Origin of the sequence: Streptomyces muensis, assembly GCF_021474425.1 — a bacterium.
GTDB lineage: Bacteria > Actinomycetota > Actinomycetes > Streptomycetales > Streptomycetaceae > Streptomyces > Streptomyces muensis.
This window is the reverse complement of record NZ_JAKEIP010000063.1, coordinates 12,791-37,288: the sequence shown is the minus strand read 5'-3', so window position 1 is coordinate 37,288 and position 24,498 is coordinate 12,791. Positions and strand designations below refer to the sequence as shown.

Below are 24,498 nucleotides of genomic sequence, written 5' to 3'. Positions count from 1 at the left end.
CACCCGACCCCATCGCGCCACCGGCCCCCGGCACGCTCCCGGCTCCCGCCGAGCCCCTCGCTCCGGTCGCGCCTCGTACGCCCCTCGCCCCGCTCCACACCGTCCCCGTCGCTGTTCCCGTACGGCGCGAACCCGCGCTGATCCCGCGCTGATCCCGCGCTGATCCCGCGCTGATCCCGCGCTGAACCCGGCAGGTCGCGCCCCGTCCTGCTCCTCCGGTCCAACCTAGGTCGGTTTATGTGGCGAATTCGCCCTCAGACACACCTTGGGGCGGACCTTGGCCAGGTGTTCGATACGGCGCCCGGGGCCCGGCCCGGTACGCCGTAGACTGGTGGATCGGCCCGTGCATCTGCGTCGTCCGCGGCATCCGCAGCGAAGATCGAAGAAGGACCGGGCCCCAGCCCAGCCGCCTGAAGTCCTCTCACGTACGGGAAGTCGCAACGTGTCGCTCACGATCGGAATCGTCGGTCTGCCGAATGTCGGCAAGTCGACCCTGTTCAACGCCCTGACCAAGAACGACGTGCTGGCGGCCAACTACCCGTTCGCCACGATCGAGCCGAACGTGGGCGTCGTCGGCGTCCCCGACGCCCGCCTCGGCAAGCTGGCCGAGATCTTCGGCTCGCAGCGCATCCTCCCGGCGACGGTCGACTTCGTCGACATCGCCGGCATCGTGCGCGGCGCCTCCGAGGGCGAGGGCCTGGGCAACAAGTTCCTCGCGAACATCCGTGAGTCCGACGCGATCTGCCAGGTCATCCGTGCCTTCAAGGACGAGAACGTCGTCCACGTCGACGGCAAGGTCTCGCCCAAGGACGACATCGAGACGATCAACACCGAGCTGATCCTCGCCGACCTCCAGACCATCGAGAAGGTCCTCCCGCGTCTCCAGAAGGAGTCGCGCATCAAGAAGGACGTGGCCCCCAAGGTCGCGGCGGTCGAGGCGGCGAAGGAGATCCTGGAGAAGGGCGACACCCTCTTCTCCGCGGGCATCGCCCAGGGCTCCGGCAACGAGGAGCTCCTGCACGACCTGCACCTGCTGACGACCAAGCCGTTCCTCTACGTCTTCAACGTCGATGAGGATGAACTGGTCGACGAGGACTTCAAGGCCGAGCAGCGCGCCCTGGTCGCCCCCGCCGAGGCGATCTTCCTCAACGCCAAGCTGGAGGCGGACCTCGCCGAGCTCGACGAGGAGGACGCGATGGAACTCCTGGAGTCCGTCGGCGCCGAGGAGCCCGGACTCGCCACCCTCGCCCGCGTCGGCTTCAACACCCTCGGCCTCCAGACCTACCTCACGGCCGGCCCCAAGGAATCCCGCGCCTGGACCATCAAGAAGGGCGCCACCGCCCCCGAGGCCGCCGGCGTCATCCACACCGACTTCCAGAAGGGCTTCATCAAGGCGGAGGTCATCTCCTTCGCCGACCTGGTGGAGACGGGTTCGGTGGCGGAGGCGCGTGCGAAGGGGAAGGCGCGGATGGAGGGCAAGGACTATGTGATGCAGGACGGGGACGTGGTGGAGTTCCGCTTCAACGTGTAGCGGGTGCCGCGGCACCACGTCGCCGATCTGGCGAACCTGCGGGTCAGGAGGGGCTCGACCTTTCGAGGTCGGGCCCCTGGTTGGTTTCGGTGCCGGCTGCTCGCTCCCGTACGCCCCGAGGATGCTACTGACATCCACGTTAGTAACACTGCTGTTAGTGTCATCCCTGGAGGTCGGCAGACATGGTGGACTTCGTAGGGCGTCGGCAGGAGCTGGCGACGCTGGAGCGTGAGCTGCAGAAGGTGGCGGCCGGGGTGGGTGGGGAGCGGCCCGGTCGGTGTGTGATGTTGCGGGGGCGGCGTCGGGTGGGCAAGTCGCGACTGGTCGAGCGGTTCGCGGAGCGTTCCGGTGCGCCGTTCTTGTTCTACGCGGCCACCGGCGCCTCCCCCGGGGACGATCTCGCCCGGCTGGCCCGGGACGCCCGGGCGTCGACGTTGCCGCTGGCGGGGCTGGTGGCTTCCGCGCGGCCGGACAGCTGGGATGCCGCGTTCGACGTGCTGGCCGCGGCGCTGCCCTCCGATCGGGCGAGCGTGCTGGTCATCGACGAGGTGCCGTATCTGATGGATGCCGATGGTGCCTTCGAGGGGATGCTGCAGCGCGCCTGGGACCGGGTGCTGGAGACCAGGCCCGTGCTGCTGGTCCTCATCGGCTCGGATCTGTCGATGATGGAGGCGCTGAACGGTTATGGACGGCCCTTCCACCAGCGCGGCCGGGAGATGGTGCTCGGGCCGCTGAACCCCGCCGAGGTGGGGAGCATGCTCGGGCTGGAGCCGGCGGAGGCCTTCGACGCCGCGCTGGTCACCGGCGGGCTGCCGCTGGTCTGCGCGGAGTGGCCGCACGGCGCGGGGCTGTGGGACTTCCTCGGCGCGGCCCTGAACGACCCCGTCTCGGCCCTGCTGGTGTCGGCCGAACGCTCCTTGGCCGCCGAGTTCCCCCCGCAGGCTCAGGCGCGCACGGTCCTTGCGGCCATCGGCAGTGGTGAGCGGACCTTCACCAACATCGCCCGTGCGGCCGGCGGGATCGGAGCCACGCCGTTGCAGCGGGCCCTGGAACTGCTCACGAACAAGCGGATCGTCGCCGCGGAGCTGCCCGTGTCGCTGCGTCCGTCGAAGGATCGCCGCTACCGGGTGACCGATCCCTATCTGCGGTTCTGGCTGCACCTGCTCGGCCCCTCCATGGAGGAGATCGAGCGGGGGCGGGGCGATCTGACCCTCGCGCGGATTCGGGAGAGCTGGACCAGCTGGCGCGGCCGGGCGATCGAGCCGCTCGTCCGTGAGGCGCTCGCCCGGATCCTGCCCGACGACCAGCTCCCCGCGGCCTCCGCGGTGGGCGGCTACTGGACCCGCACCAACGACGTCGAGATCGACATCGTCGGTGCGGACCGCGCCCCCATCGCCAAGGAGCTGCTCTTCCTCGGCTCCATCAAGTGGCTGGAGCGGTCACCCTTCGACCGGCACGACCTGGCGGCTCTCCATCGACACCGGGCGGCCCTCACCGACGAGCCCGTTCCGGTCGTGGCGGTCTCGCGCAGCGGCGTCGACTCTCCGGGTCTCGACGCCGCCTACGGCCCCGGCGATCTGCTGGCCGCCTGGCCGTTGTGAGTGGCGGATCGCAGGGCGGCCGGGGGGGAGGGGGCGGCTGGCTCGGCAGGTCAGACGGGGAACACGTGGTCGTGCGTGACATGGCGTGAGCGCAGGAGCAGTTCTCCGTCCTCGCCCCGGACCAGGACGTCGTGGACGACGCAGCTCGGGCCGAACTCGGGTTGCTTGACGTCGGCGTGGACGGTGAGGACCAGGCAGTAGCTGGTCGCCGTGAGGGAGCCGTCGGGTGCCTCGGTGACGGCCACGTGGTTGAACCAGTGCCGACGCTGGATCTTGTGGGCGTCGAACTTCTGGTGGAAGTCCTCCAGGACGGCGAGGATCCCGGCGCGGGTGTGGGCGGCCGGCAGTGAGGGGGAGTGCTTGAACTCGCCGTCCTCGGTGAAGGTCGCGGCGTAGCCGGCGAAGTCACGGCCGTCCAGCTTCTGCATCTGGTGGCCGTAGAACGACAGGACCTCGGCGTACAGGCCGGTGGGAAGCGCGGTGATGGTCATGCGGCCACGGTCGCCCCGTCGCCTCGAAGGCCGCTCGAGCCGGGTTCGAGTGGGCGCTGCCAGCCTCGTCGCCATGAGCACCGTGACAGTGATCGGGGCGGGCACGATCGGTCTGGGATGGATCAATCTGTTCAGCGCCCACGGACTGACCGTACGGGTCAACAGCCGCAGGCCCGACGCCCGGCGCATCGTGCGCGAGGGGCTCGAACTGTTCTCCCCGGGCCGGGCGGAGGAGCTGGCGGCGCGGATCGAGTACGAGCCCGACGTCGCCCGGGCCGTGAGCGGAGCCGACTTCGTCTCCGAGAACGCGCCCGACGACCTGCCCCTCAAACAGCGGCTGTTCGCCGAGATCGGTGAGGCCGCGCCGGACCACGCCCTCGTGCTGTCCTCGACCTCGAAACTGCTCCCCGACGACCTGGGCCGGGACATGCCCGGGCCGGGCCGGCTGGTCGTCGCCCATCCCTTCAACCCGCCGCACATCGTGCCGCTGGTCGAGGTGCTCGGCGGCGAACGCACCACTCCGGACGCCGTCGAGAGGGCCGTGGCCTTTCTCGAGTCGGTCGGCCGGACCCCCGTCGTGCTGCGCAGGGCGCTGCCCGGCTTCGCCGCCAACCGGCTGCAGTCCGCGCTGCTGCGCGAGAGCATCCACCTCGTCCTCGAAGGCGTGGTCACCGTCGAGGAACTCGACCGGATCGTCACCGACTCGATCGGGCTGCGCTGGTCCACCATCGGCCCGTTCCACGCCTTCCACCTGGGCGGCGGCCCCGGCGGACTGCGCAAGTGGCTCGAACATCTCGGCAGCGGCCTCGAACAGGGCTGGCGCGGTCTCGGACAGCCCGCCCTCGGCACGGAGGCCGTCGAGGCCCTGGTCGCCCAGACCGAAGCCGCCTACGGCGACCGGACCTACGCCGAGCTGGTCCGCGACCGTGACGACCGCCACCACGCCGTACTGGCCGCCCTGGGGCGGACCGGACCGAGCCAGGAGCCGGAGCCGGAGACGGAGCCGGAGATGGAAGAGGAGAAGGAGATGGGGACTTGATGCGGGCCGTTCAGTTTGATCGATACGGCGCCCCCGACGTGCTCCACGTCGCCGAGCGCCCGGTTCCCGAGCCCGGGCCCGGCCAGGTGCGCATCGCCGTCGAGGCGGTCAGCGTCGGCCATGCGCAGACCCAGATGCGGCGCGAGGTCTTTCCCGCGCCCATGTGGAAGCCCGTGTTCCCCGTCGTCCTCGGCGGGGACGTCGTCGGCAGGATCAGCGCGGTGGGGCCGGAGGTGACGGGGCTGAGCCCCGGGGACCGGGTCGGTGCCTTCACCCTCTACGGTGCCTACGCCGAGCAGGTCGTCGTCGACGCCGCCACCGTCGTGGCCGTACCCGAGGAGCTGGACGCCGCCGAGGCCGCGGTCCTCCCGGGCACCGGGCTGATCGCCCTCGGGGTGCTGCGGGCCGGGCAACTGGCCAAGGGCGAGACGGTGTTGGTGCACGCCGCGGCCGGCGGCGTCGGGCACATCGCGGTCCAGCTCGCCCGGGCGGCCGGAGCCGGCCAGGTCATCGGCACCGCGGGCGAGTCCGGCAAGCGCGAGTTCGCCCGGGCCGTGGGCGCCGACGCCGTCGTCGACCACCGCTCCCCGACCTGGGCCGAGGAGGTCCGCGAACTCACCGGAGGACGTGGGCCCGACCTGATCCTGGACGGTGTCGGCGCCGAGGTCCTTCAACAGGGCGTCCGTCTGCTCGCCCCGGGCGGCCGGCTCGTGTTCTACGGCTCGTCCGGCGGCGAGCTGGAGATCCCGCGGGTGTCGGTGATGGACCTCATCGGCATCAAGTACGTCACCGGCTTCGCGCTGTCGGCCTGGCGGCTCGGCCGCCCGCAGGAGTACGAGGCCGGCGTCGCCGAACTCACCCGGCTGCTGGCCGACGGACAGGTCAAGTCCGCCGTACACGCCCGGCTGCCGCTGGAGCGGGCCGCCGAGGCGCACACCCTTCTGGAGGCCAGGGCCCAGCTGGGCCGGGTCGTGCTGATTCCCTGACCGACCTTTCCCCCGGGACCGGCCTCCGTTCCGAGCCACCCATTTCGCACCCCGGGAATTCGTGTCCCAACGGCCCGAATTCCACGAGTTCGTATTCCAAGAGTTCGCAATCCGCGAGTTCTCAATCCGTGAGTTCGTATTCCACGAGTCCCAAGGAGACCTTTTCCATGACCTCTTCGCGTCAACACGTGATACGTCTGACCGCCGCGTCGGCCATCGCCCTCGGCGGTGTCATGAGCCTGGGCACCAGCGCGCACGCCGCGAACGTCGACGTGCCGTACGAGTGCCGGACCTATGTGCAGGGCAACACGCACCCGGTCTACGACTACAAGCGCGGCTTCGACGTCACCGTGCCCGCCGCGGTCCGGGCGGGCAAGCAGTTCCAGGCCACGTACGACCCGGCCCCGATCACCGCTTTCGCCGAGTACAACAAGACCGTCAAGGACGTTCGGGTCGCCTACCGGATCCCGGAGGGCGCGAAGGTCAAGAAGGTGAAGCTCACCGGCGGCAGCGGGCTCGGTGACTCCGCGCTCAAGGTCAAGGTCGAGGGCCAGGACATCATCGTCAGCGCCTCCGGTCCGCTGGAGGGCGGTGTCGAGTTCGACCTGCCGACGCTGAAGGTCACCTACAAGGCGCCGAAGGCCGCCGGTACCCTCAACTTCGGTCCGGGCGGCTCGAGTTACGAGCAGCCCGGTTTCTACTGGTACCGCTACCAGCCGATCCTCGACGAGTGGGGCCCGTTCGAGTGCTTCCCGGACCCGGCGAAGCCCCAGACCGTCCTGGCGAGCACGCAGGTCAAGAAGTAGCAAGCACCGTCAAGCGGAAGTGGAGAACGCATGCCTAAGGCCGTAGTCATCCACCAGTTCGGCGGGCCGGACGTACTGGGCCTCGTCGATGTGCCCGAGCCGGTGCCGGGAGCGGGCCAGGTGACGGTCCGGGTGCGGGCCGTCGGGGTCAACGGGTTCGACTGCCGGGTGCGGTCCGGCGGCATGCGGGGGCGTTATCCGGTCGAGTTCCCGCAGATCATCGGCAACGAGTTCGCCGGGGTCGTCGAGCGGACCGGACCGGAGGTGACCGGGTTCGCGCCCGGCGACGAGGTGCTCGGGTTCGCCGTCATGCAGTCCGGCACCGAACTGCTCGCCGTCGGCGCGGACCAGATCACCGCCAAGCCGCCGGAGCTGTCCTGGGAGGTCGCGGGGTCGCTCTCGGCCGTCGGGCAGACCGCGGACATCGCCTTGGAGGCACTGCGCGTCGGCCGGGGCGACACCGTGCTGGTGCACGCCGCGGCCGGCGGGGTCGGCAGCCTCGCCGTCCAGCTCGTCCGCGAGCGGGGCGGCACGGCGATCGGCAGCGCCGGCGAGCACAACCACGAGTTCCTGCGCTCGCTGGGCGCGCTGCCCGTCGCCTACGGTCCGGGCTTCGCCGACCGGGTGCGCGCCCTCGCCCCGGACGGTGTGGACGCGGCCCTCGACTGCCACGGCGGACCGGAGGCGCTCGCGGTGTCGCTCGAACTGGTCGCGGACCGGGGCCGGATCGCCACCATCGCCAACTTCCGCGCCGCCGCCCAGGAGGGCATCGTCATGCCGCAGGTGGTGCGGTCCGCCGAGCGGCTCGCCGCCCTGGCCGCGCTGTGCGCCGAGGGCCGGCTGCGGCCCCACGTCGAGGCCGTCCTCCCCTTCGCCAAGGCGGCCGAGGCCCACCACCGCCTGGAACAGGGCCACGTGCGCGGCAAGCTCGTCCTGGTGCCGGACCAGTGACATCCGGGCCTGCGACACCGGGGCCTGAGGCATCTGGGCCTGGGGCATCTGGGCCTGTGGGACCGGGGCCTGAGGGATCCGGGCCTGTGGCGTCCGGTCCTGTGGCTCCAGGGTCTGCGGCGTCCGCTCCTGTGACACCGGGACCTGCGGCACTGGGACCTGTGGGACCGGGGTCTGCGGCGTCCGGCCCTGCGACACCGGGACCTGTCGGACCGGCGTCTGCGGCACCCGGACCCGCGGCACCCGGCCCCGCTCGACCCGGCGGTCCCGCGCCGGCCCGCCCGTCGGACGAGGGGCATCCGCGGCGCTGGGGCATCCTCGCGGTGCTGGTTCTCAGCCTGGTGAGCATCATCCTCGACAACACCGTGCTCAACGTGACGCTGCGCACGCTCACCGACCCGGAGCAGGGTCTCGGTGCCTCGCACAGTCAGGTCGAGTGGGTGCTGAGTGCATACACCCTGGCGTTCGCCGCGACCTTGTTCACCTGGGGTGTGCTCGGCGACCGGCTGGGGCGCAGGCGCGTACTGCTGCTGGGGCTCGCCCTGTTCGGGCTGTCGTCGCTGGCCGGGGCCTATGCCGGGTCGCCGGAGCAGCTCATCGTGGCCCGCGCCTGTATGGGGGTGAGCGGCGCGGCGGTGCTGCCGAGCACGCTGGCCACCATCGCGGCCGTCTTCCCGATACGGGAGCGGCCCAAGGCCCTCGGCATCTGGGCGGCCTCGGTCGGCTTCGCGCTCGGCATCGGGCCCGTCACCGGCGGACTGCTGCTCGCGCACTTCTGGTGGGGCTCGGTCTTCCTGGTCAACGTGCCGATCGTGGCGGTCTGTCTGATCGCGGTGGCGTGGCTGGTGCCCGAGACACGGGGCGCCACGGGCAAACGCGTCGACGCGGCCGGGCTGCTGCTCTCGATCGCCGGTCTCGTGCTCGTCGTCTACGGCATCATCGAGGCCGGCCGGACCGGCGGGGTCACCCAGCCCACGGTCTGGGGGCCCGGACTGGCCGGACTCGGACTGCTCGGGGTGTTCCTGTGGCATGAGCGCCGTACCGCCGAACCCTCCCTGGAACTGGGCTTCTTCCGGCTGAAGGCGTTCTCCACCGCTGTCGCGGCCGTCGGCTTCGTCAGCTTCGCGATGATGGGCTTTCTGTTCTTCAGCGCCTTCTACCTCCAGAGCGTGCGCGGCTACACCCCGCTCCAGGCCGGGAGCTGCACCGTCGCGCTGGCCGTGGCGAACGTGGTCTGCGGGCCCCTGAGCACGGTCCTGGTCCGCTCGGTCGGCCCGCGCAACGTGTGCGCGGCGGGCATGTTCGCCGTGACCGCGTCGCTCTCCGGGGTCGTCTTCGTGACCCAGCACGCCCCGCTCTGGCTGATCCTCGCCTTGTTCGCCGCACTGGGAGCAGGCGTAGCCTGCGTCATGCCGACCGCAGCCGTGTCCATCATGAACGCGATCCCACGCGAGAAGGCGGGCGTGGCCTCCGCGATGAACAACACCGTGCGCCAGCTGGGCGGCGCACTCGGCGTCGCGGTGCTCGGCTCCCTCATGGGCGCCGCCTACCGCGACGGCATCGAGGACGAGCTCGGCGTACTGCCGCCCTCCGTGCGGCGCGAGGCCGGGGAGTCCCTGGACGCCACGCTGCTGGCCGCGACCCGGCTGGGGGAGAGCGGACTCGTCTCTCCGGCACGGCAGGCGTTCCTGGACGCCATGCACCTGGCCGCCGGGGCCGCCGCGGCGGCCGCCCTCGTGGGCGCCCTCGCCGTGCTGCGCTGGCTGCCCGCCACCGTCACGACCCCGAAGCCCCCGGCGGGCCCCGCGCCCGGCCGGGAGCACTCCGACCACACCAAGACCAAGGCCCAAGGAAGCTGACATGCCTTTCACTCCTGACGAGCTCGAGTACTACGCCTCCCAGAACCTCGGCCGGCTGGCCACCGTGGCGGCCGACGGCCAGCCCCAGGTCAACCCCGTCTCGTTCACGGTCAACACCGAGACCGGCACGATCGACATCGGCGGCCACAACCTGACGGCCAGCAAGAAGTTCCGCAACGTCGGCAAGAACGACCAGGTCGCCTTCGTCGTCGACGACCTGATCTCCACGCAGCCGTGGAACGTACGCGGTATCGAAGTGCGCGGCCGGGCCGAGGCACTCACCGACGCCCAGCCGCCGCACCCGTACTTCGGCACCGCGATGATCCGCATCCACCCCAGGCGCATCATCACCTGGGGCATCGGCGAGGACACCGCACAGCGCGGCCGTAACGTCTGACGCCAGGCCCATCAGGGGCCCAGGCCCCTTCGACTCCGCTTCGAGTGGAGCTCGATGCCCTCTTGCCAGGGTGGAGCCCGTAGGACGGGCACACCACGGGGAGGGCCGGATGAGTACAGAAATCTTCCGCGAGGATTTCACCGCGGGACTGGTGACCGAGGGACCGGGCGCGCCGTGGCGGCTGCGCCCGGTCGACGGTCTTCCCGAGGGCGACGGCATCGTCCGCGGCGGGCCGGACGGCCTGAGGGTCGTGCCGAGCGCCCGGCAGCCCCAGACCAGGCGGCCGGCGTTCACCGAGCCCAAGCCGGGACCGGACGGCGCCCCGCTCCATCTGCGCTGGGGCGCCTTCACCACCGGCGGCACCGCCTCCGCGCGCGGCGGGTTCACCGCTCGGCCCGGTGAAGTCCTCTCGGTCACCGCCGAGATGGGACTGCGCGGCTTCGGCCTGCGCTCCCACCCGTACGACGACGTGGCCGAGGCCACCACCGACCCCCGGCTCGGCGCGGGCGGTCTGATCTCGGTCGACCTCGAGACCGGCATCATCTTCGACTTCTTCCTCACGCACGGCCGCCTCTACGCGGTCTACGAGCGGCTCGCGCTCCAGCCGGACGCCGAGTTCGCCGCCTTCACCTACTGCGTCCCGGTAGCGGACCGCACCCCCGGCACGCTCCACCGCCTCCAGGTCGCCTACGACGCCGCGGCCGGCACCGCCCGCTGGACGGCCGACGGGCAGGAGGTGCTGTGCGTGGACCGGATCGGCCTGCGGTCGCTGGACGCGCGCTGGCTGCGCCGCGACAACGGCGGCCGCGAGGAGGCCGTACGGCCGCGTGGCCTCAGCTTCGGCCTGGGGCTGTTCCTGGAGCGCTACTTCGGCCAAGGGGTGCGGCTGTCCGCCCGCCGGCTCTCGGTGTCCACCTCGCCCGCAGCCTCCCGCGAGGCGTGACGTCCGACGCGTGACGACCGACGCGTGACCACCGACTCGTGACGACGACCAACGAAAGGCACAGCCATGCCCGATGAGAACAAGCCCGTACTGGTCCTCGGCGCCACCGGCAAGCAGGGCGGCTCCGCGGCCCGGTACCTGCTGGAACGCGGCTGGACCGTGCGGGCGTTCGTCCGCGACCCGGGCGCGCCCAAGGCCAAGGAGCTGCGGGAGCTGGGCGCGAGCCTGCACACCGGCGACCTGGAGGACGCCGAGTCGGTGCGCGCGGCGATGACGGGCGCGTACGGCGTCTTCAGCATCCAGACGCCGATGACGCCGGCCGGGGTGGAGGGCGAGGAGCGGCAGGGCAAGATCTGCGCCGACGCCGCCCGTGACCTCGGCGTCCAGCACTACGTCCACAGCTCGGTCGGCGGCGCCGAGCGGCCCGAGGGCGTGAACTGGCGGCTGTCCAAGCTCGCCATCGAGCAGCGGATCCAGGAGAACGAGCTCAACTTCACCTTCCTGCGGCCGTCGTACTTCATGGAGAACCTGAACCACGACATGTCGCCCCTCGTCATGGAGGACGGGGTACTGACCTTCCGGCGGGGGCTCGGGCCGACCAACACCCTGCAGATGATCAGCGGTCCCGACATCGGCTACTTCGCGGCCGACGCCTTCGACGACCCCGACACCTTCGGCGGCGCCAAGATCGAGCTGGCCGGGGACGAGCTGACCGGTGAGCAGATCGCCGACGCCTTCGGCCGGCACACCGGGCTGCCCGCCCGCTTCGTCTCGGTGCCGATACCGGAGCTGCACCGCACGGGCTTCGAGTGGCAGGCGATCTCGTACACCTGGCTCAACGGCATCGGCTACCACGCCGACATCCCCACCCTGCGCGCCCAGTTCCCGCAGATGCTCACCCTCGACCAGTGGCTGGCCAAGACCGGCTGGGCCCCGATGGACGCGGCATGAGCGAGGACGCGATGACCCAGGAGACGCGAGCGGGCGCGGAGAGCTCGCCGCTGGTGGCCGGGGCGCGCCGGATCGCCGAGCTCGCCGGGAAGCGGACCGTCGACGCCGAGCAGCAGCGCCGGCTGAGCCCCGACGTCGTCCGCGCGGTCCTCGATGCCGGTTTCGCCGCCCACTTCGTGCCGCGGGCGCACGGCGGCCGGGCCGCGACCTTCGCCGAGCTGGTGGAGCCGGTCGCCGTGCTGGGCGAGGCCTGCGCCTCGACGGCCTGGTACGCCTCGCTCACCGCGAGCCTCGGCCGGATGGCCGCGTATCTGCCCGAGGAGGGCCGGGCCGAGCTGTGGTCCGACGGCCCGGACGCCCTGATCGTCGGCGCCCTGATGCCGCTCGGCCGCGCCGAGAGGACGGAGGGCGGCTGGCAGGTCTCGGGCACCTGGCCGTTCGTCAGCGTCGTCGACCACTCCGACTGGGCGCTGGTGTGCGCCATGGCGGGGCAGGAGCCGTGGTTCTTCGTGGTGCCGCGAGCGGCGTACGGCGTCGTCGACAGCTGGTACCCGATGGGCATGCGCGGCACGGGCAGCAACACCCTCGTGCTGGACGGGGTGTTCGTGCCGGACGCGCGGGCCTGCACCCGGGCGGCCATCGCGGCCGGGCTGGGTCCGGGCGCCGAGGCGATCTGCCACACCGTGCCGATGCGGGCGGTCAACGGGCTGGCCTTCGCGCTGCCGATGCTCGGCGCCGCCCGTGGCGCGGCGGCCGTGTGGACGTCGTGGATCGCCGCGAAGCTGGCCGGGCCGACCGGGCAGAACGCCGTCTCCTCGCAGGACCGGGTGCTGTACGAGCACACGCTGGCCCGGGCCACCGGCGAGATCGACGCGGCCCAGCTGCTGCTGGAGCGGGTCGCCGCGGTCGCCGACGCGGGCGGGGTGACCGGTGAACTCGTCGGCCGGGGGGCGCGGGACTGTGCCCTGGCGGCCGAGCTGCTGACCGCCGCGACCGACCGGCTGTTCGCCTCGGCGGGCACCAGGGCGCAGGCGGAGGACAGCCCGATGCAGCGCCTGTGGCGCGATGTGCACGCGGCCGCGAGCCATATCGGGCTGCAGTTCGGGCCGGGAGCGACGCTGTACGCGGGAGAGCTGTTGAGGAGGAGCAACGATGGCTGAAGTGAACGACCCCCAGGTGGGCTTCGTCGCCGTGGTCACCTTCGCGGTGGACGGCCCGGCCACCCAGCGCAAGCTGGTGGAGCTGGCCACGGGCGGGGTGCAGGAGTGGATCCGTGAGGTACCGGGCTTTCTGTCGGCCACGTATCACGCGAGCACGGACGGCACGGCGGTCGTCAACTACGCCCAGTGGGAGAGCGAGCAGGCCTACCGGGAGAACTTCAGCGCCGACCCGCGCTCGGCGAAGCTGCGGGAGGCGCTGAGCTCTCTGCCCGGGCTCATGGGACCGCCGAAGGCCGTCTTCATGACCCCGGAAGGGTCGATCCTGCCGTCCTGATACCGGGCTCCCTGTCGTCCGCGTCGTCGCCGGCCCCGGCCGCCACCAGGCCGGCGATGATGATTTCCAGGCCCAGCTCGAAGCGGCGGTCGGAGTCGAGCGAGGTGATCGGGCCGGCCAGGTGGACCAGGTTGGGGAACTGGGTGGGCGGCAGCGACTTCAGATAGCCGTGGAGCTGGTCGGCGAACATGCCGGCCTGCTCCTCGCTCTGTTCCGTACCGGAGTGCCGGGACGACTGCTCCAGGGCCTCCGCCGTGACGAACGTCGACAGCAGGTCACCCCCGTAGGCGGCGAGTTCGTCCCGCAGCCCGCCCGAGCGCAGCAGGTTCAGGGTGCGCTCCATCCCCAGGATCCCGTTGGGTCCGAGCGGGACCCGGTCGATCGCGATGCGCGCCAGGTCCCGGTGGGCCAGGAACACCCGCCGCAGCGACCGGCACATCTCCTTGACCTGCTCCGCCCAGCGCCCCGGCTCCGGCTGTGGGATCTCGACCTCGGTGAGCACCAGGTCGAAGACGAGGTCGAGCAGCTCGTCCCGGTTCCCCACGTGCGCGTACAGCGAGGCGTGCCCGGTCTTCAGCTCCTGGGCGAGCCGCCGCATGCTCAGGGCGTCGAGCCCCTCGGCGTCGAGGATGCCGAGCGCCGTGTCGACGATCCGGTCCTGGGTCAGGGGCATCCGCGGCGGCGCCTTCTTCGGCCGGCGCCACGGAGGTACGGGGATCTCCTCGGGCATGGGCCTCCTTCCTTCGCTTCGCAACAGGGGATGGCCCTCATCGTATGGCATCGGCGGCCACCGTTTCTTGACACGACCACCGTTCCACTATAGAACGGTGGTCGTTTCATGGACCTGTTGTCGAAGATCTCGGGGGGATGCCATGAGCACGAGTTCCGCTGAACCAGACGAACCGGACGGGGGAGCGGCGCCACCCACGGCGCTGGTGTCGGAGCGGAAACCCGCGCCGGACGCGACCGCTGCCGACCCCGCGGCCGAGCCCGCTTCCGAACCCGCCTCCGAGGCCCCGGCCTACGCCCGCCGCTGGGCCGCGCTCGCCGTCATCCTCGGCGCCGAGATCATGGACCTGCTCGACGGCACGGTCATGAACATCGCCGCGCCCGCGGTCCGCACCGACCTGGGCGGCAGCCTCAGCGTCATCCAGTGGATCACCGTCGGCTACACCCTCGCCTTCGCCGTCCTGCTCGTGGTCGGCGGCCGGCTCGGCGACATCTACGGCCGTAAGCGCATGTTCGTCATCGGTGCCGTCGGCTTCACCGCGGCCTCCGTGCTGTGCGCGATGGCGGGCAGTTCCGAGATGCTCATCGCCGCGCGCTTCCTCCAGGGCGGCCTCGGCGCGCTGATGATCCCTCAGGGCCTCGGCCTCATCAAGCAGATGTTCCCGCCCAAGGAGACCGCGGCGGCGTTCGGCGCGTTCGGGCCCGCCATCGGACTGGGCGCCGTGCTCGGCCCGATCGTCGCCGGTTTCCTGGTCGACGCCGACCTGTTCGGCAGCGGCTGGCGGTCCGTCTTCCTGATCAACCTGCCGATCGGGGCGGCCGTGATCATCGGCGCGGTGCTGCTGCTGCCCGAGGGCAAGGCACCGATGCGGCCCAAGTTCGACGTCGGCGGCATGCTGCTGGTGACGCTCGGCCTGACCCTGCTGATCTTCCCGCTCGTGCAGGGCCGCGAACGCGACTGGCCCGCTTGGACGTTCGTACTGATGGCGGCCGGAGCGGCCGTGCTCGCCGCGTTCGTCGCCTACGAGCTGCGGCAGGAGCGGCGCGGCGGCGCCACGCTCATCGAACTCAGCCTGCTGCGCAGGTCCCGCTACGCCGCCGGACTCGCGGTGGCGCTGGTGTTCTTCACCGGCATCTCCGGGATGTCGCTGCTGCTCGGCCTGCATCTGCAGATCGGCCTGGGCTTCAGCCCGACCCGGGCGGCGCTGACGATGATGCCCTGGTCGGTGTTCCTGGTCGTCGGCGCGATCCTGACCGGCGCGGTGTTGGGCGCCAAGTTCGGCCGCAAGGCCCTGCACGGCGGGCTCGTGGTGATGGCCGTCGGCGTACTGATCATGCTGCTGACCATCGGCGACCAGGCCGGCGGCCTGACCAGCTGGGAGCTCGTCCCCGGCATCGCCGTGGCCGGACTCGGCATGGGCATCATGATCGGTCTGCTCTTCGACATCGCCCTGGCCGACGTCGACAAGCAGGAGGCCGGCACCGCCTCCGGCATCCTCACCGCGGTCCAGCAACTCGGCTTCGCGGTCGGCGTCGCGCTGCTCGCGACCCTGTTCTTCGGGCTGCTCGGCTCCCAGGCCACGGCGAGCGTCGCCGACGGCGCGAGCCGCGCCCGGGCCGAACTCACCGCCGCCGGGGCGACCCCGGCCGAACAGGACCGGATCCTCGCCGACCTGGGGGAGTGCCTGCGGGACTCGGCGAGCCAGAAGGACTCCGAACACACCCCCGCGAGCTGCCGGGACATCCAGCAGGCTCGGCCGGAGCTGGCCGAGGCCACCGCGCGGGCCTGGCACACCGCCCACACCGAGAACTTCAGCACCGCGATGGTCCGCACGCTCTGGATCGTGATCGGACTGCTGGCGGTGTCCTTCGCGCTGGCCTTCCGGCTGCCGCCCAAGCCTCGTGAGGAAGAGGGTTTCTGATGACACGCAAACTGCTGGCCTGGCCCGGTGGGCGCCGGGTCAAGTGGCTGGTGCTCGTCGGCTGGATCGGTCTGCTCATCGTGCTCCAGCCGCTGGCCGGCAAGCTCGGCGACGTCGAGTCCAACGACGCCGCCGCCTGGCTGCCGGGCAACGCGGAATCGACCGAGGTGCTCGAACTCTCCGAGAAGTTCCAGCCCGCCGACACCAGCCCGGCCATCGTCGTCTACGACCGCGCCTCCGGGATCACTGCCGCCGACGAGGCGAAGGCCCGCGCCGACGCCGCGAAGTTCGCGGACGGCAAGAACGTGGTGGGCGAGGCGTTCGGACCGGTGCGCTCCGAGGACGGCAAGGCGCTGCGCACCGTGGTCAACGTCCACCTCGGCAAGGAGGGCTGGGAGGGGCTCAACGAGGCCACCAAGGATCTGCGCAAGGCCGCACAGCCGAGCGCGCCCGACGGTCTCGGCGTCCATGTGACCGGCCCGACCGGCTACGCCGCCGACTCCGCGGAGTCGTTCAGCAGCGCCGACTTCAAACTCACCCTGGTCACCCTGCTCATCGTCGTGACGATCCTCGTCGTCACCTACCGCAGTCCGCTGCTGTGGCTGCTGCCGATGATCTCCGCGGGCATGTCCCTGGTGATCTCGCAGGCCATCATCTACCTGCTGGCCAAGAACGCCGGACTCACGGTCAACGCCCAGACGGCGATGATCCTCACGGTGCTGGTGCTCGGCGCGGCCACCGACTACGCGCTGCTGCTGGTCGCCCGCTACCGGGAGGAACTGCGGCGGCACGAGGACCGGCACGAGGCCATGGCCGTGGCGCTGCACCGCGCGGGGCCCGCCATCGTGGCCAGCGCCGCCACGGTCGCCATCAGCATGCTCGTGCTGCTGCTGGCCGCGCTGAACTCCACCAAGGGCCTCGGCCCGGTCTGCGCCGTCGGCGTGCTGGTGGGCCTGCTGTCGATGATGACGCTGCTGCCCGCGCTGCTGGTGATCTTCGGCCGCTGGATCTTCTGGCCGGCCCGGCCGAAGCACGGCACGGAACCCGATGTCACCCGGGGCGTGTGGACGCGGGTCGCCCGACTGGTCTCCGGCCGGCCTCGCACGGTCTGGATCACGACCACCCTGGTGCTCGGGGCGGTGGCCACGCTGGCCGTCACCCTGAACGCCGACGGGCTCCAGCAGAAGGACGGCTTCAAGACCAAGCCGGAGTCGGTGGTCGGCGAGGAGATCCTCGCCCGGCACTTCCCGGCCGGCTCCGGTGAGCCGATGGTCGTCATCGCCAAGGACTCCGCCGCGGCCGAGGTGCGCGGCGCCCTGGAGAAGGTGCCCGGCGTCAACGAGGTCGCCGAGCCCCAGGTCAAGGACGGGCTGGCCTATGTCGAGGTGACGCTCGCCGCCGGAGCCGACTCCCCGGCCGCGATGGACACGGTCACCGCGGCCCGCGAGAGCCTAGGCCGGCTGGACGGGGCCGAGGCGAAGGTGGGCGGCAGCAGTGCCGTGGTGCACGACATGCGCGAGGCCTCCAGCCGCGACCGCGGCCTGATCATCCCGGTGATCCTCGCCGTGGTGTTCTGCATCCTCGCGCTGCTGCTGCGGGCACTGGTGGCACCGCTGCTGCTGATCGCGAGCGTGGTGCTGTCCTTCTTCACCGCGCTCGGCCTCGCCGCCTTCTTCTTCAACCACGTCTTCGACTTCGCGGGGGCCGATTCCGCCTTCCCGCTCTGGGTGTTCGTCTTCCTGGTCGCCCTGGGCGTCGACTACAACATCTTCCTCGTCACCCGGATCAGGGAGGAGAGCGACCGGCTCGGCACCCGGCAGGGTGCGCTCAAGGGCCTCACCTCGACCGGTGGCGTCATCACCGCGGCCGGCCTGGTGCTGGCCGGCACCTTCGCCGCGCTGGCCACGCTGCCGCTGGTCTTCATCGCCGAGCTCGGCTTCACGGTGGCGGTGGGCATCCTGCTCGACACCATGATCGTGCGGTCGGTGCTGGTCACCGCCCTCACGCTCGACGTCGGCCGGTGGATGTGGTGGCCGCACGCACTCTTCCGGCGTACGGACCCGGAGGAATCGGCCGGAGCTGGAATTTCTGATTCCAGGAATTCGGAGGCACCGACTCCTGTTTCTGGGTAAGAAAACGGTAAATATAAATCAGCGCAGCTCGCTGCGCTGATTTATATTTTGACGATTTCATTTGATCTCTTGTGACAACAACCACGTTGAAGTCTGTCAAGTGGCCCTGTTATCGTCGGCTCAAAGAAAACGGAGAATCTCGACGGGGGCGCAGGATGAGATTCAATCTGTTGGGGCATGTTCATGTAATCACTGATACGGGGCGGTTAATTCCGCTTAAATCCTCGAAGGCGACCCAGCTGCTGGCGTTGCTGCTGCTCAGGCGGCATGAGGTGGTGGGCTCGGGGGTGCTCATCGAGGAACTGTGGGGGGACGGTCCGCCGCGCAGCGCCATGACCACGCTTCAGACCTACGTCTACCACACCCGCCGACTGCTGGCGGAGCACCAGGTGACATGTGCGGAACGGGAATTGGTCCTGACCCGGCCGCCCGGCTACTTCGCGCTGATCGACGACGACGAACTCGATGTCACGATCGTCGAGCGGCTGATCCGCAAGGGCGGCCGGCTGCTGGAGGAGGACCGGCCCGATGAGGCGCTCGCCGCCCTGAACGCGGGGCTGGACCTGTGGCGTGGCCCGGCGCTTTCCACGGTGCCGTGCGGCCCGGTGCTGGAGTGCCATATAGCTCATCTGGAAGAGCTCCGGCTCTTCGGGGTGCAACTTCGCATCGACGCGAATTGGCGGCTGGGAAGGATAGGGCCGATGATTCCCGAGCTGCGGTCCCTGGTAATTTCCCATCCGCTGAACGAGACCCTGCACGCCAAGCTGATGGGGGCGCTCTACCGGGTGGGCCGGCGGGCGGAGGCGCTGGCGTCGTACCGAAATCTCCGGCAGATACTGTCCGACGAGTTGGGGGTGGATCCCACGCCCGAAATCCAGCGTATGCATCTGGAAATTCTCAACGGCGACCAGGTGCTCGCCTAGCCCGCACATGGTTGGAGCCCCTCGCGGACCGCGAGGGGCTCCAACCATGTGCGCGGACAATCCGGCGTCAGTAGTTCCCGAGGCCGCCGCAGACGTTCAGGGCCTGCGCGGTGACCGCGGCCGCCCCGTCCCCGATCAGATAGGCCACCATCTCCGCCACCTCGGACGGCTGCACATAGCGGCCGATCGGCACGCGCGCGGTGATCCGGTCGAAGGCCTCGTCGGTCGACACCTCCCAGATCTCCGAGTAGTGCTCGCGCACGTTCGCGGCCATCGGCGTCTCGACGAAGCCCGGGCAGACCGCGTTCACCGTGATGCCGGTCCGCGCCAGTTCGAGGCCGAGCGCCTTGCTGAAGCCGACCACGCCGTGCTTCGACGCCGAGTACGGGGCGGCGTGCACCACGCCCTGCTTCCCGCCCGTCGAGGCGATGTTGACGATCCGGCCGGACCCGCGTTCCAGCATGCCGCCGGCCTTCAGGACCTGCTTGGTCATCCGGAACACGCCGGTGAGGTTGGTGTCGATGACATCGAGCCAGAGTTCGTCGGCGAGCTCGGCCGTGGCACCGCCACCGGGCCGGCCCGCGTTGTTCACCAGGACGTCGACCGGGCCGTAGCGCTCGACGACCGCCGCGACGACCGCCTCGATGTCGGCGACCGAGCGGACGTCACAGGTCCGGCCGTCCGCCTCGACCCCCGCCTCCCGCAGCTCCTTCAGCGTCGTGCGCAGCGCTTCCTCGCCGCGCGCGCAGATGAAGACCCGCAACCCCTCCTTACCGAGCCTGCGGGCGATCTCCAGCCCGATACCGCTGGTTGCGCCCGTCACCAGTGCGACCTTCGAGACCTGCGTGGCCATGTGTCCCTCTCCCTGCTTCGTGGACCCTCAGCCGCCCAGCCTCGGGCGCCGGCCTCGAACGGCGGTCGAAGCGGATTGGGGCGCGGCTGGGACCGCCGACGGTGGATCCGGCATCGAGAGGTCCCGTATCGGCCTTCGAGCCGCTTTCGAGCCACGCGGCCCACGATGACGACGACCACCGGACGAACTCATCGAAGGAGCTGTTCGGATTGAAGCGCAGAGTCGTCATCACGGGCGTCGGCGTCCGCGCCCCCGGCGGGAACGGCACGCGGCAGTTCTGGGAACTGCTCACCTCGGGGCGGACGGCGACGCGCCGGATCTCGTTCTTCGACCCCTCGCCGTACCGCTCGCAGGTCGCCGCCGAAGCCGACTTCGACCCCGTCGCCGAGGGCTTCGGCCCGCGCGAACTCGACCGCATGGACCGGGCCTCGCAGTTCGCCGTGGCCTGCGCCCGCGAGGCCGTCGCCGCGAGCGGGCTCGACTTCGACACCCTCGACCCCACCCGGGTCGGCGTCAGCCTCGGCAGCGCCGTGGCCGCCGCGACCAGCCTGGAGCGCGAGTACCTGCTGCTGTCGGACTCCGGCCGGGAGTGGGAGGTCGACGCCGACTGGCTGTCCCGGCACATGTTCGACTACCTGGTGCCCAGCGTCATGCCCGCCGAAGTGGCGTGGGCGGTCGGCGCCGAGGGCCCGGTCGCCATGGTCTCCAACGGCTGCACCTCGGGCCTGGACTCCGTGGGCCACGCGGTGCGGCTGATCGAGGAGGGCAGCGCCGACGTCATGCTCGCCGGGGCCGCCGACACCCCTATCACCCCGATCGTCGTCGCCTGCTTCGACGCGATCCGCGCCACCACGGCGCGCAACGACGACCCGGAGCACGCCTCGCGGCCGTTCGACGGCACGCGCGACGGCTTCGTCCTGGCCGAGGGAGCCGCGATGTTCGTCCTGGAGGACTACGACAGCGCGCTGGCCCGCGGCGCCCACATACACGCCGAGATACCGGGGTACGCGACGCGCTGCAACGCGTACCACATGACGGGACTGAAGGCCGACGGCCGCGAGATGGCCGAGGCCATCCGGGTCGCCCTCGACGAGTCCCGCACCGACGCCACGGACATCGACTACATCAACGCCCACGGCTCCGGCACCCGGCAGAACGACCGGCACGAGACCGCGGCGTACAAGCGGGCGCTCGGCGAGCACGCCAGGCGCACCCCGGTCAGCTCGATCAAGTCGATGGTCGGCCACTCGCTCGGCGCGATCGGCTCGCTGGAGATAGCGGCCAGTGTCCTCGCCCTCGAACACGGTGTGGTGCCACCGACCGCGAACCTGCACACCAGCGACCCCGAGTGCGACCTCGACTACGTCCCGCTCGAAGCGCGCGAGCGCAGGCTCGGGACCGTGCTGACCGTGGGCAGCGGCTTCGGCGGCTTCCAGAGCGCCATGGTCCTGCGCAGCGCCGAGGCCGCGGGGGCGGTCGCATGAGCGTCCTCATCACCGGAGTCGGTGTCGTCGCGCCCAACGGCCTGGGCCTGGAACCGTACTGGGCGTCCGTCCTGGCCGGCCGCATCGGCCTCGGCCCGGTCACCCGCTTCGACGTGAGCCGGTACCCGGCCACGCTCGCCGGCCAGATCGACGACTTCCACGCACCGGACCACGTCCCGGGCCGCCTGCTGCCGCAGACCGACCCCTCCACCCGGCTCGCGCTGACCGCCGCCGCCTGGGCGCTCCAGGACGCCAAGGCCGACCCGGAGTCGCTCACCGACTACGACATGGGCGTGGTCACGGCCAACGCCTGCGGCGGATTCGACTTCACGCACCGCGAGTTCCGCAAACTGTGGACCGAGGGCCCCAAGTCGGTCAGCGTGTACGAGTCCTTCGCCTGGTTCTACGCCGTGAACACCGGCCAGATCTCCATCCGGCACGGCATGCGCGGCCCGAGCAGCGCCCTGGTCGCCGAACAGGCCGGCGGCCTGGACGCCCTCGGCCACGCCCGCCGCACCATCCGCCGCGGCACCCCGATGGTCGTCTCCGGCGGCGTCGACTCGGCACTCGACCCCTGGGGCTGGGTCTCGCAGGTCGCGAGCGGCCGGATCAGCACCGCCACCGACCCGGAGCGGGCCTACCTGCCCTTCGACGAGCAGGCGGCCGGCTACGTCCCCGGCGAGGGCGGCGCCCTCCTCGTCCTGGAGGACAGCGCGGCCGCCGAGGCCCGCGGCCGGCACGAGAGCTACGGCGAACTCGCGGGCTGCGCCTCGACCTTCGACCCGCCCCCCGGCTCCGGGCGGCCCCCGGGCCTGGAGCGCGCGATCCGGCTCGCGCTGGCCGACGCCGGGCTCGGCCCCGAGGACGTCGACGTCGTCTTCGCCGACGGCGCGGGCGTACCCGAGCTGGACGCGGCGGAGGCCCACGCCATCGGCCGGGTGTTCGGCAGCCAGGGCGTCCCCGTCACCGTCCCCAAGACGACGACCGGCCGGCTCTACTCCGGCGGCGGCCCGCTCGACGTGGTCACCGCCCTGATGTCCCTGCGCGAAGGCGTGATCCCGCCGACCGCGGGCGTGCGCTCCGTCCCGGGCGAGTACGGCATCGACCTGGTGCTCGGCGCACCGCGCACCGCGCCCCTGCGCACCGCCCTGGTCCTGGCCAGGGGCCGCTGGGGCTTCAACTCGGCGGTCGTCCTGCGCCGCCCCGAACCCACCTCGTAGCCACCCACCCCACAGCGACACCGAGAACTGGAGACCGTAATGGCGACCCTGCTGACCATCGACGACCTGCGCCGCGTCCTCATCGAATGCGCCGGAGAGGCGGACGGAACGGAGCTGTCCGGGGACATCCTCGACACCCGCTTCGAGACCATCGGCTACGACTCGCTCGCCCTGATGGAGACCGCGGCCCGGCTGGAGAGCCGCTACGGCGTGGCCATCCCCGACGACGTCGCGGGCCGCGTCGACACCCCGCGCGAGCTGCTCGACCTGGTCAACGGCGCGCTGGCCGAGGCGGCATGAGCCGGCCGGAGGAACACCGGGTGGAGCACGGGGGCGAGGACCAGGCGGAGCACCGGGTGGTCCACACCCTGAGGACATCCGCCTCGGCGCGACAGCTGTACGAGCTGGTCGCGCGGGCCGAGCACTGGCCGGCCGTCTTCGAACCCGCCGTCCACGTGCGGATCCTGGAGCGCGACCGGGGCACGGAACGCTTCCAGATCTGGGCGAGCGTGGCCGGACAGGTCAAGACCTGGACGTCCCGCCGGACCCTGGACCCCGACGCGCTGCGGGTCACCTTCCGGCAGGAGCGCACCCAGCCGCCGATCGCCTCGATGGGCGGAAGCTGGGAGTTCCACGGCGACGGCGACGGCACCGAGATCGTGCTGACCCACGACTTCGCCGCCGTCGACGAGGACGCGCTGCCGGGGCTGCGCGCGGCACTGGACACCAACAGCGAGAAGGAGCTGGCCGCGCTGGCCCGGCTCGCCGAGCGTCGACACCCGGTCGAGGAACTGCTGTTCACGTTCGAGGACACGCTCCAGGTGCCGTCCGGGGACGACGCGTACGCCTTCATCGAACGCAGCGACCTGTGGCCGGACCGGCTGCCGCACGTGGGGAAGGTGACGCTGACCGAGGAGGCGGCGGACGCCGGCTCCCCGGGCGTCCAGGACATGACCATGGAGACCGTCACCGCCGACGGCAGCACGCACACGACCCGCTCGATCCGGCTCTGCTTCCCCGGCGAGAGCATCGTCTACAAGCAGCTCGTGCCACCCGCCCTGCTCACCGGGCACAGCGGCGCCTGGCTCTTCGACAGGAACGGGAACGGCACCGTCACCGCCCGACACACCGTGGCGATCGACCCGACCCGGATCGAGGAGGTCCTCGGCGAGGGCACGACCGTCGCCGACGCCCGGGCCTATCTGCGGGACGCGCTCGGCGCCAACAGCCGGGCCACGCTCAGTCACGCCGCTGCCGCCGCTGCCGCCGCCGACGCCGGGCCGGCGTCATGACGGCCGCCGTCCACGAGGTCGCCGACGGGGTCCACGCCTACGAGCAGGCCCCCGGCGGCTGGTGTGTGAGCAACGCGGGCATCGTCGTGGGCGGCGACGGCGCCCTCGTCGTCGACACCCTGTCGACGATCCCGAGGGCGCGGCGGCTGGCCGAGACGGTCGACAAGCTCGCCACGGGACCGGCCCGCACCGTGGTCAACACCCACTTCCACGGCGACCATGCCTTCGGCAACCAGGTCTTCCCGCCGGGGACGCAGATCATCGCGCACGAGGACATGCGCACCGCCATGGTGACGACCGGCCTCGCCCTCACCGGGCTGTGGCCGCGCGTCGACTGGGGCGACATCGAGGTGACGCCGCCGACCGTCACCTTCCGCGACCACCTCACCGTGCACGTCGGCGAGCGACGCGCCGAACTGCTCCGCGTCGGCCCCGCGCACACCGACCACGACGTGGTGGTCTGGCTGCCCGAGGAACGGGTGCTGTTCGCCGGGGACATCGTCATGTCCGGCGTCACCCCGTTCGTGCTCTTCGGCTCGGTCGCCGGCACGCTGGCCGCGCTCGACCGGCTGGCGGAGCTGGAGCCCGAGGTGGTCGTCGCCGGGCACGGACCGGTCGCGGGACCCGAGGTGCTCGACGCCAACCGGGAGTACCTGCGCTGGGTCCAGCGCCTCGCCGCCGAGGCGGCCGACAGCGGGCTGACCCCGCTTCAGGCCGCGCGCGAGGCGGACCTCGGCGGCTATGCCGAACTGCTGGACGCGGAACGTCTCGTCGCGAACCTGCACCGCGCCCACGAGGAACTGCTGGGCCGGCCGCCGCGGGACGCCATGGAGATCTTCTCGGAACTGGTCGCCTACAACGGTGGGCGGCTGCCCACCTGCCTCGCCTAAGGAG

Annotated in this window: 23 protein-coding genes; 20 read left to right on the top strand and 3 right to left on the bottom strand. The window is 71.3% G+C overall.

Annotated elements, in window-relative coordinates; all coding sequences use genetic code 11:
* Nucleotides 1-442: 442 nt before the first annotated feature.
* Together ychF and L0P92_RS17615 are read left to right on the top strand one after the other, a co-directional pair.
* Nucleotides 443-1,531, top strand: a complete 1,089-nt coding sequence (gene ychF, locus L0P92_RS17620) for a redox-regulated ATPase YchF (RefSeq protein WP_234763685.1) — start codon at nt 443-445, stop codon at nt 1,529-1,531.
* Nucleotides 1,532-1,713: 182 nt separating this feature from the next.
* Entirely contained in the window at nt 1,714-3,132 is a 1,419-nt protein-coding gene (locus L0P92_RS17615; RefSeq protein ID WP_234763684.1) for an ATP-binding protein, read from the top strand.
* Nucleotides 3,133-3,182: 50 nt separating this feature from the next.
* On the opposite strand, the gene L0P92_RS17610 is transcribed toward L0P92_RS17615, so the two are convergent.
* A complete protein-coding gene (locus L0P92_RS17610; protein WP_234763683.1) occupies nt 3,183-3,623 on the bottom strand; it encodes a nuclear transport factor 2 family protein in 441 nt (146 codons plus the stop codon).
* A gap of 73 nt (nt 3,624-3,696) precedes the next feature.
* Here L0P92_RS17610 and L0P92_RS17605 point away from each other — a divergent pair, with 73 nt between their 5' ends.
* The 10 genes from L0P92_RS17605 (at nt 3,697) to L0P92_RS17555 (ending at nt 13,049) form a co-directional block, all read left to right on the top strand.
* Nucleotides 3,697-4,662 (top strand): 3-hydroxyacyl-CoA dehydrogenase NAD-binding domain-containing protein, encoded by a 966-nt coding sequence (locus tag L0P92_RS17605; protein ID WP_234763682.1) that lies wholly within the window; start codon nt 3,697-3,699, stop codon nt 4,660-4,662.
* On the top strand, nt 4,662-5,648 hold the full coding sequence (locus L0P92_RS17600; RefSeq protein WP_234763681.1) for a quinone oxidoreductase family protein: 987 nt from the start codon (nt 4,662-4,664) through the stop codon (nt 5,646-5,648). Before L0P92_RS17605 ends, L0P92_RS17600 begins: the two co-directional genes overlap by 1 nt.
* Before the next feature lie 167 nt (nt 5,649-5,815).
* Nucleotides 5,816-6,454, top strand: coding sequence for a hypothetical protein (locus tag L0P92_RS17595; RefSeq protein ID WP_234763680.1), 639 nt, complete (start codon nt 5,816-5,818; stop codon nt 6,452-6,454).
* Nucleotides 6,455-6,484: 30 nt separating this feature from the next.
* The gene (locus tag L0P92_RS17590) at nt 6,485-7,405 is read left to right on the top strand and encodes an NADP-dependent oxidoreductase (protein WP_234763679.1); all 921 of its coding nucleotides are present in this window, start codon (nt 6,485-6,487) and stop codon (nt 7,403-7,405) included.
* A 314-nt stretch (nt 7,406-7,719) separates the two neighbouring features.
* Nucleotides 7,720-9,264 (top strand): MFS transporter, encoded by a 1,545-nt coding sequence (locus L0P92_RS17580; RefSeq protein ID WP_505016542.1) that lies wholly within the window; start codon nt 7,720-7,722, stop codon nt 9,262-9,264.
* A 1-nt stretch (nt 9,265) separates the two neighbouring features.
* Nucleotides 9,266-9,661, top strand: coding sequence for a PPOX class F420-dependent oxidoreductase (locus L0P92_RS17575; RefSeq protein WP_234763677.1), 396 nt, complete (start codon nt 9,266-9,268; stop codon nt 9,659-9,661).
* 109 nt (nt 9,662-9,770) lie between these two features.
* On the top strand, nt 9,771-10,604 hold the full coding sequence (locus tag L0P92_RS17570; RefSeq protein WP_234763676.1) for a DUF6081 family protein: 834 nt from the start codon (nt 9,771-9,773) through the stop codon (nt 10,602-10,604).
* A 66-nt stretch (nt 10,605-10,670) separates the two neighbouring features.
* Nucleotides 10,671-11,555, top strand: a complete 885-nt coding sequence (locus tag L0P92_RS17565) for an NmrA/HSCARG family protein (RefSeq protein ID WP_234763675.1) — start codon at nt 10,671-10,673, stop codon at nt 11,553-11,555.
* Nucleotides 11,552-12,715 (top strand): acyl-CoA dehydrogenase family protein, encoded by a 1,164-nt coding sequence (locus tag L0P92_RS17560; RefSeq protein WP_234763674.1) that lies wholly within the window; start codon nt 11,552-11,554, stop codon nt 12,713-12,715. The genes L0P92_RS17565 and L0P92_RS17560 overlap by 4 nt, the downstream gene beginning before the upstream one ends.
* Nucleotides 12,708-13,049, top strand: a complete 342-nt coding sequence (locus L0P92_RS17555; protein WP_234763673.1) for an antibiotic biosynthesis monooxygenase — start codon at nt 12,708-12,710, stop codon at nt 13,047-13,049. The genes L0P92_RS17560 and L0P92_RS17555 overlap by 8 nt, the downstream gene beginning before the upstream one ends.
* On the opposite strand, the gene L0P92_RS17550 is transcribed toward L0P92_RS17555, so the two are convergent.
* On the bottom strand, nt 13,015-13,806 hold the full coding sequence (locus L0P92_RS17550) for a TetR/AcrR family transcriptional regulator (RefSeq protein WP_234763686.1): 792 nt from the start codon (nt 13,804-13,806) through the stop codon (nt 13,015-13,017). The genes L0P92_RS17555 and L0P92_RS17550 overlap by 35 nt on opposite strands.
* 115 nt (nt 13,807-13,921) lie before the next feature.
* On the opposite strand from L0P92_RS17550, the gene L0P92_RS17545 reads away from it, so the two are divergent.
* From L0P92_RS17545 to L0P92_RS17535, 3 genes are all read left to right on the top strand, one after another.
* Nucleotides 13,922-15,700 (top strand): MFS transporter, encoded by a 1,779-nt coding sequence (locus L0P92_RS17545; RefSeq protein WP_234763672.1) that lies wholly within the window; start codon nt 13,922-13,924, stop codon nt 15,698-15,700.
* Entirely contained in the window at nt 15,700-17,832 is a 2,133-nt protein-coding gene (locus L0P92_RS17540; RefSeq protein WP_234763671.1) for an MMPL family transporter, read from the top strand. The genes L0P92_RS17545 and L0P92_RS17540 overlap by 1 nt, the downstream gene beginning before the upstream one ends.
* Nucleotides 17,833-17,987: 155 nt before the next feature.
* A complete protein-coding gene (locus tag L0P92_RS17535; RefSeq protein ID WP_234763670.1) occupies nt 17,988-18,755 on the top strand; it encodes an AfsR/SARP family transcriptional regulator in 768 nt (255 codons plus the stop codon).
* A gap of 67 nt (nt 18,756-18,822) precedes the next feature.
* Here the strand turns inward: L0P92_RS17535 and L0P92_RS17530 are convergent, their stop codons facing one another.
* Entirely contained in the window at nt 18,823-19,608 is a 786-nt protein-coding gene (locus L0P92_RS17530; protein ID WP_234763669.1) for a 3-oxoacyl-ACP reductase, read from the bottom strand.
* Between the two features lie 86 nt (nt 19,609-19,694).
* Here L0P92_RS17530 and L0P92_RS17525 point away from each other — a divergent pair, with 86 nt between their 5' ends.
* From L0P92_RS17525 to L0P92_RS17505, 5 genes are read left to right on the top strand one after another with little or no spacing between them, the layout of a single operon-like run.
* Nucleotides 19,695-21,092 carry a beta-ketoacyl-[acyl-carrier-protein] synthase family protein gene (locus tag L0P92_RS17525; protein WP_273634055.1) on the top strand — a complete coding sequence of 466 codons (1,398 nt, stop codon included), beginning with the start codon at nt 19,695-19,697 and terminating at the stop codon, nt 21,090-21,092.
* Entirely contained in the window at nt 21,089-22,312 is a 1,224-nt protein-coding gene (locus tag L0P92_RS17520; RefSeq protein WP_234763667.1) for a ketosynthase chain-length factor, read from the top strand. The genes L0P92_RS17525 and L0P92_RS17520 overlap by 4 nt, the downstream gene beginning before the upstream one ends.
* Before the next feature lie 39 nt (nt 22,313-22,351).
* Nucleotides 22,352-22,612, top strand: a complete 261-nt coding sequence (locus tag L0P92_RS17515; RefSeq protein ID WP_062718362.1) for an acyl carrier protein — start codon at nt 22,352-22,354, stop codon at nt 22,610-22,612.
* Nucleotides 22,609-23,604: an aromatase/cyclase gene (locus L0P92_RS17510; RefSeq protein ID WP_234763666.1), complete on the top strand. Its 996-nt coding sequence runs from the start codon at nt 22,609-22,611 to the stop codon at nt 23,602-23,604. The genes L0P92_RS17515 and L0P92_RS17510 overlap by 4 nt, the downstream gene beginning before the upstream one ends.
* A complete protein-coding gene (locus tag L0P92_RS17505) occupies nt 23,601-24,494 on the top strand; it encodes an MBL fold metallo-hydrolase (RefSeq protein ID WP_234763665.1) in 894 nt (297 codons plus the stop codon). Before L0P92_RS17510 ends, L0P92_RS17505 begins: the two co-directional genes overlap by 4 nt.
* Nucleotides 24,495-24,498: the final 4 nt, after the last annotated feature.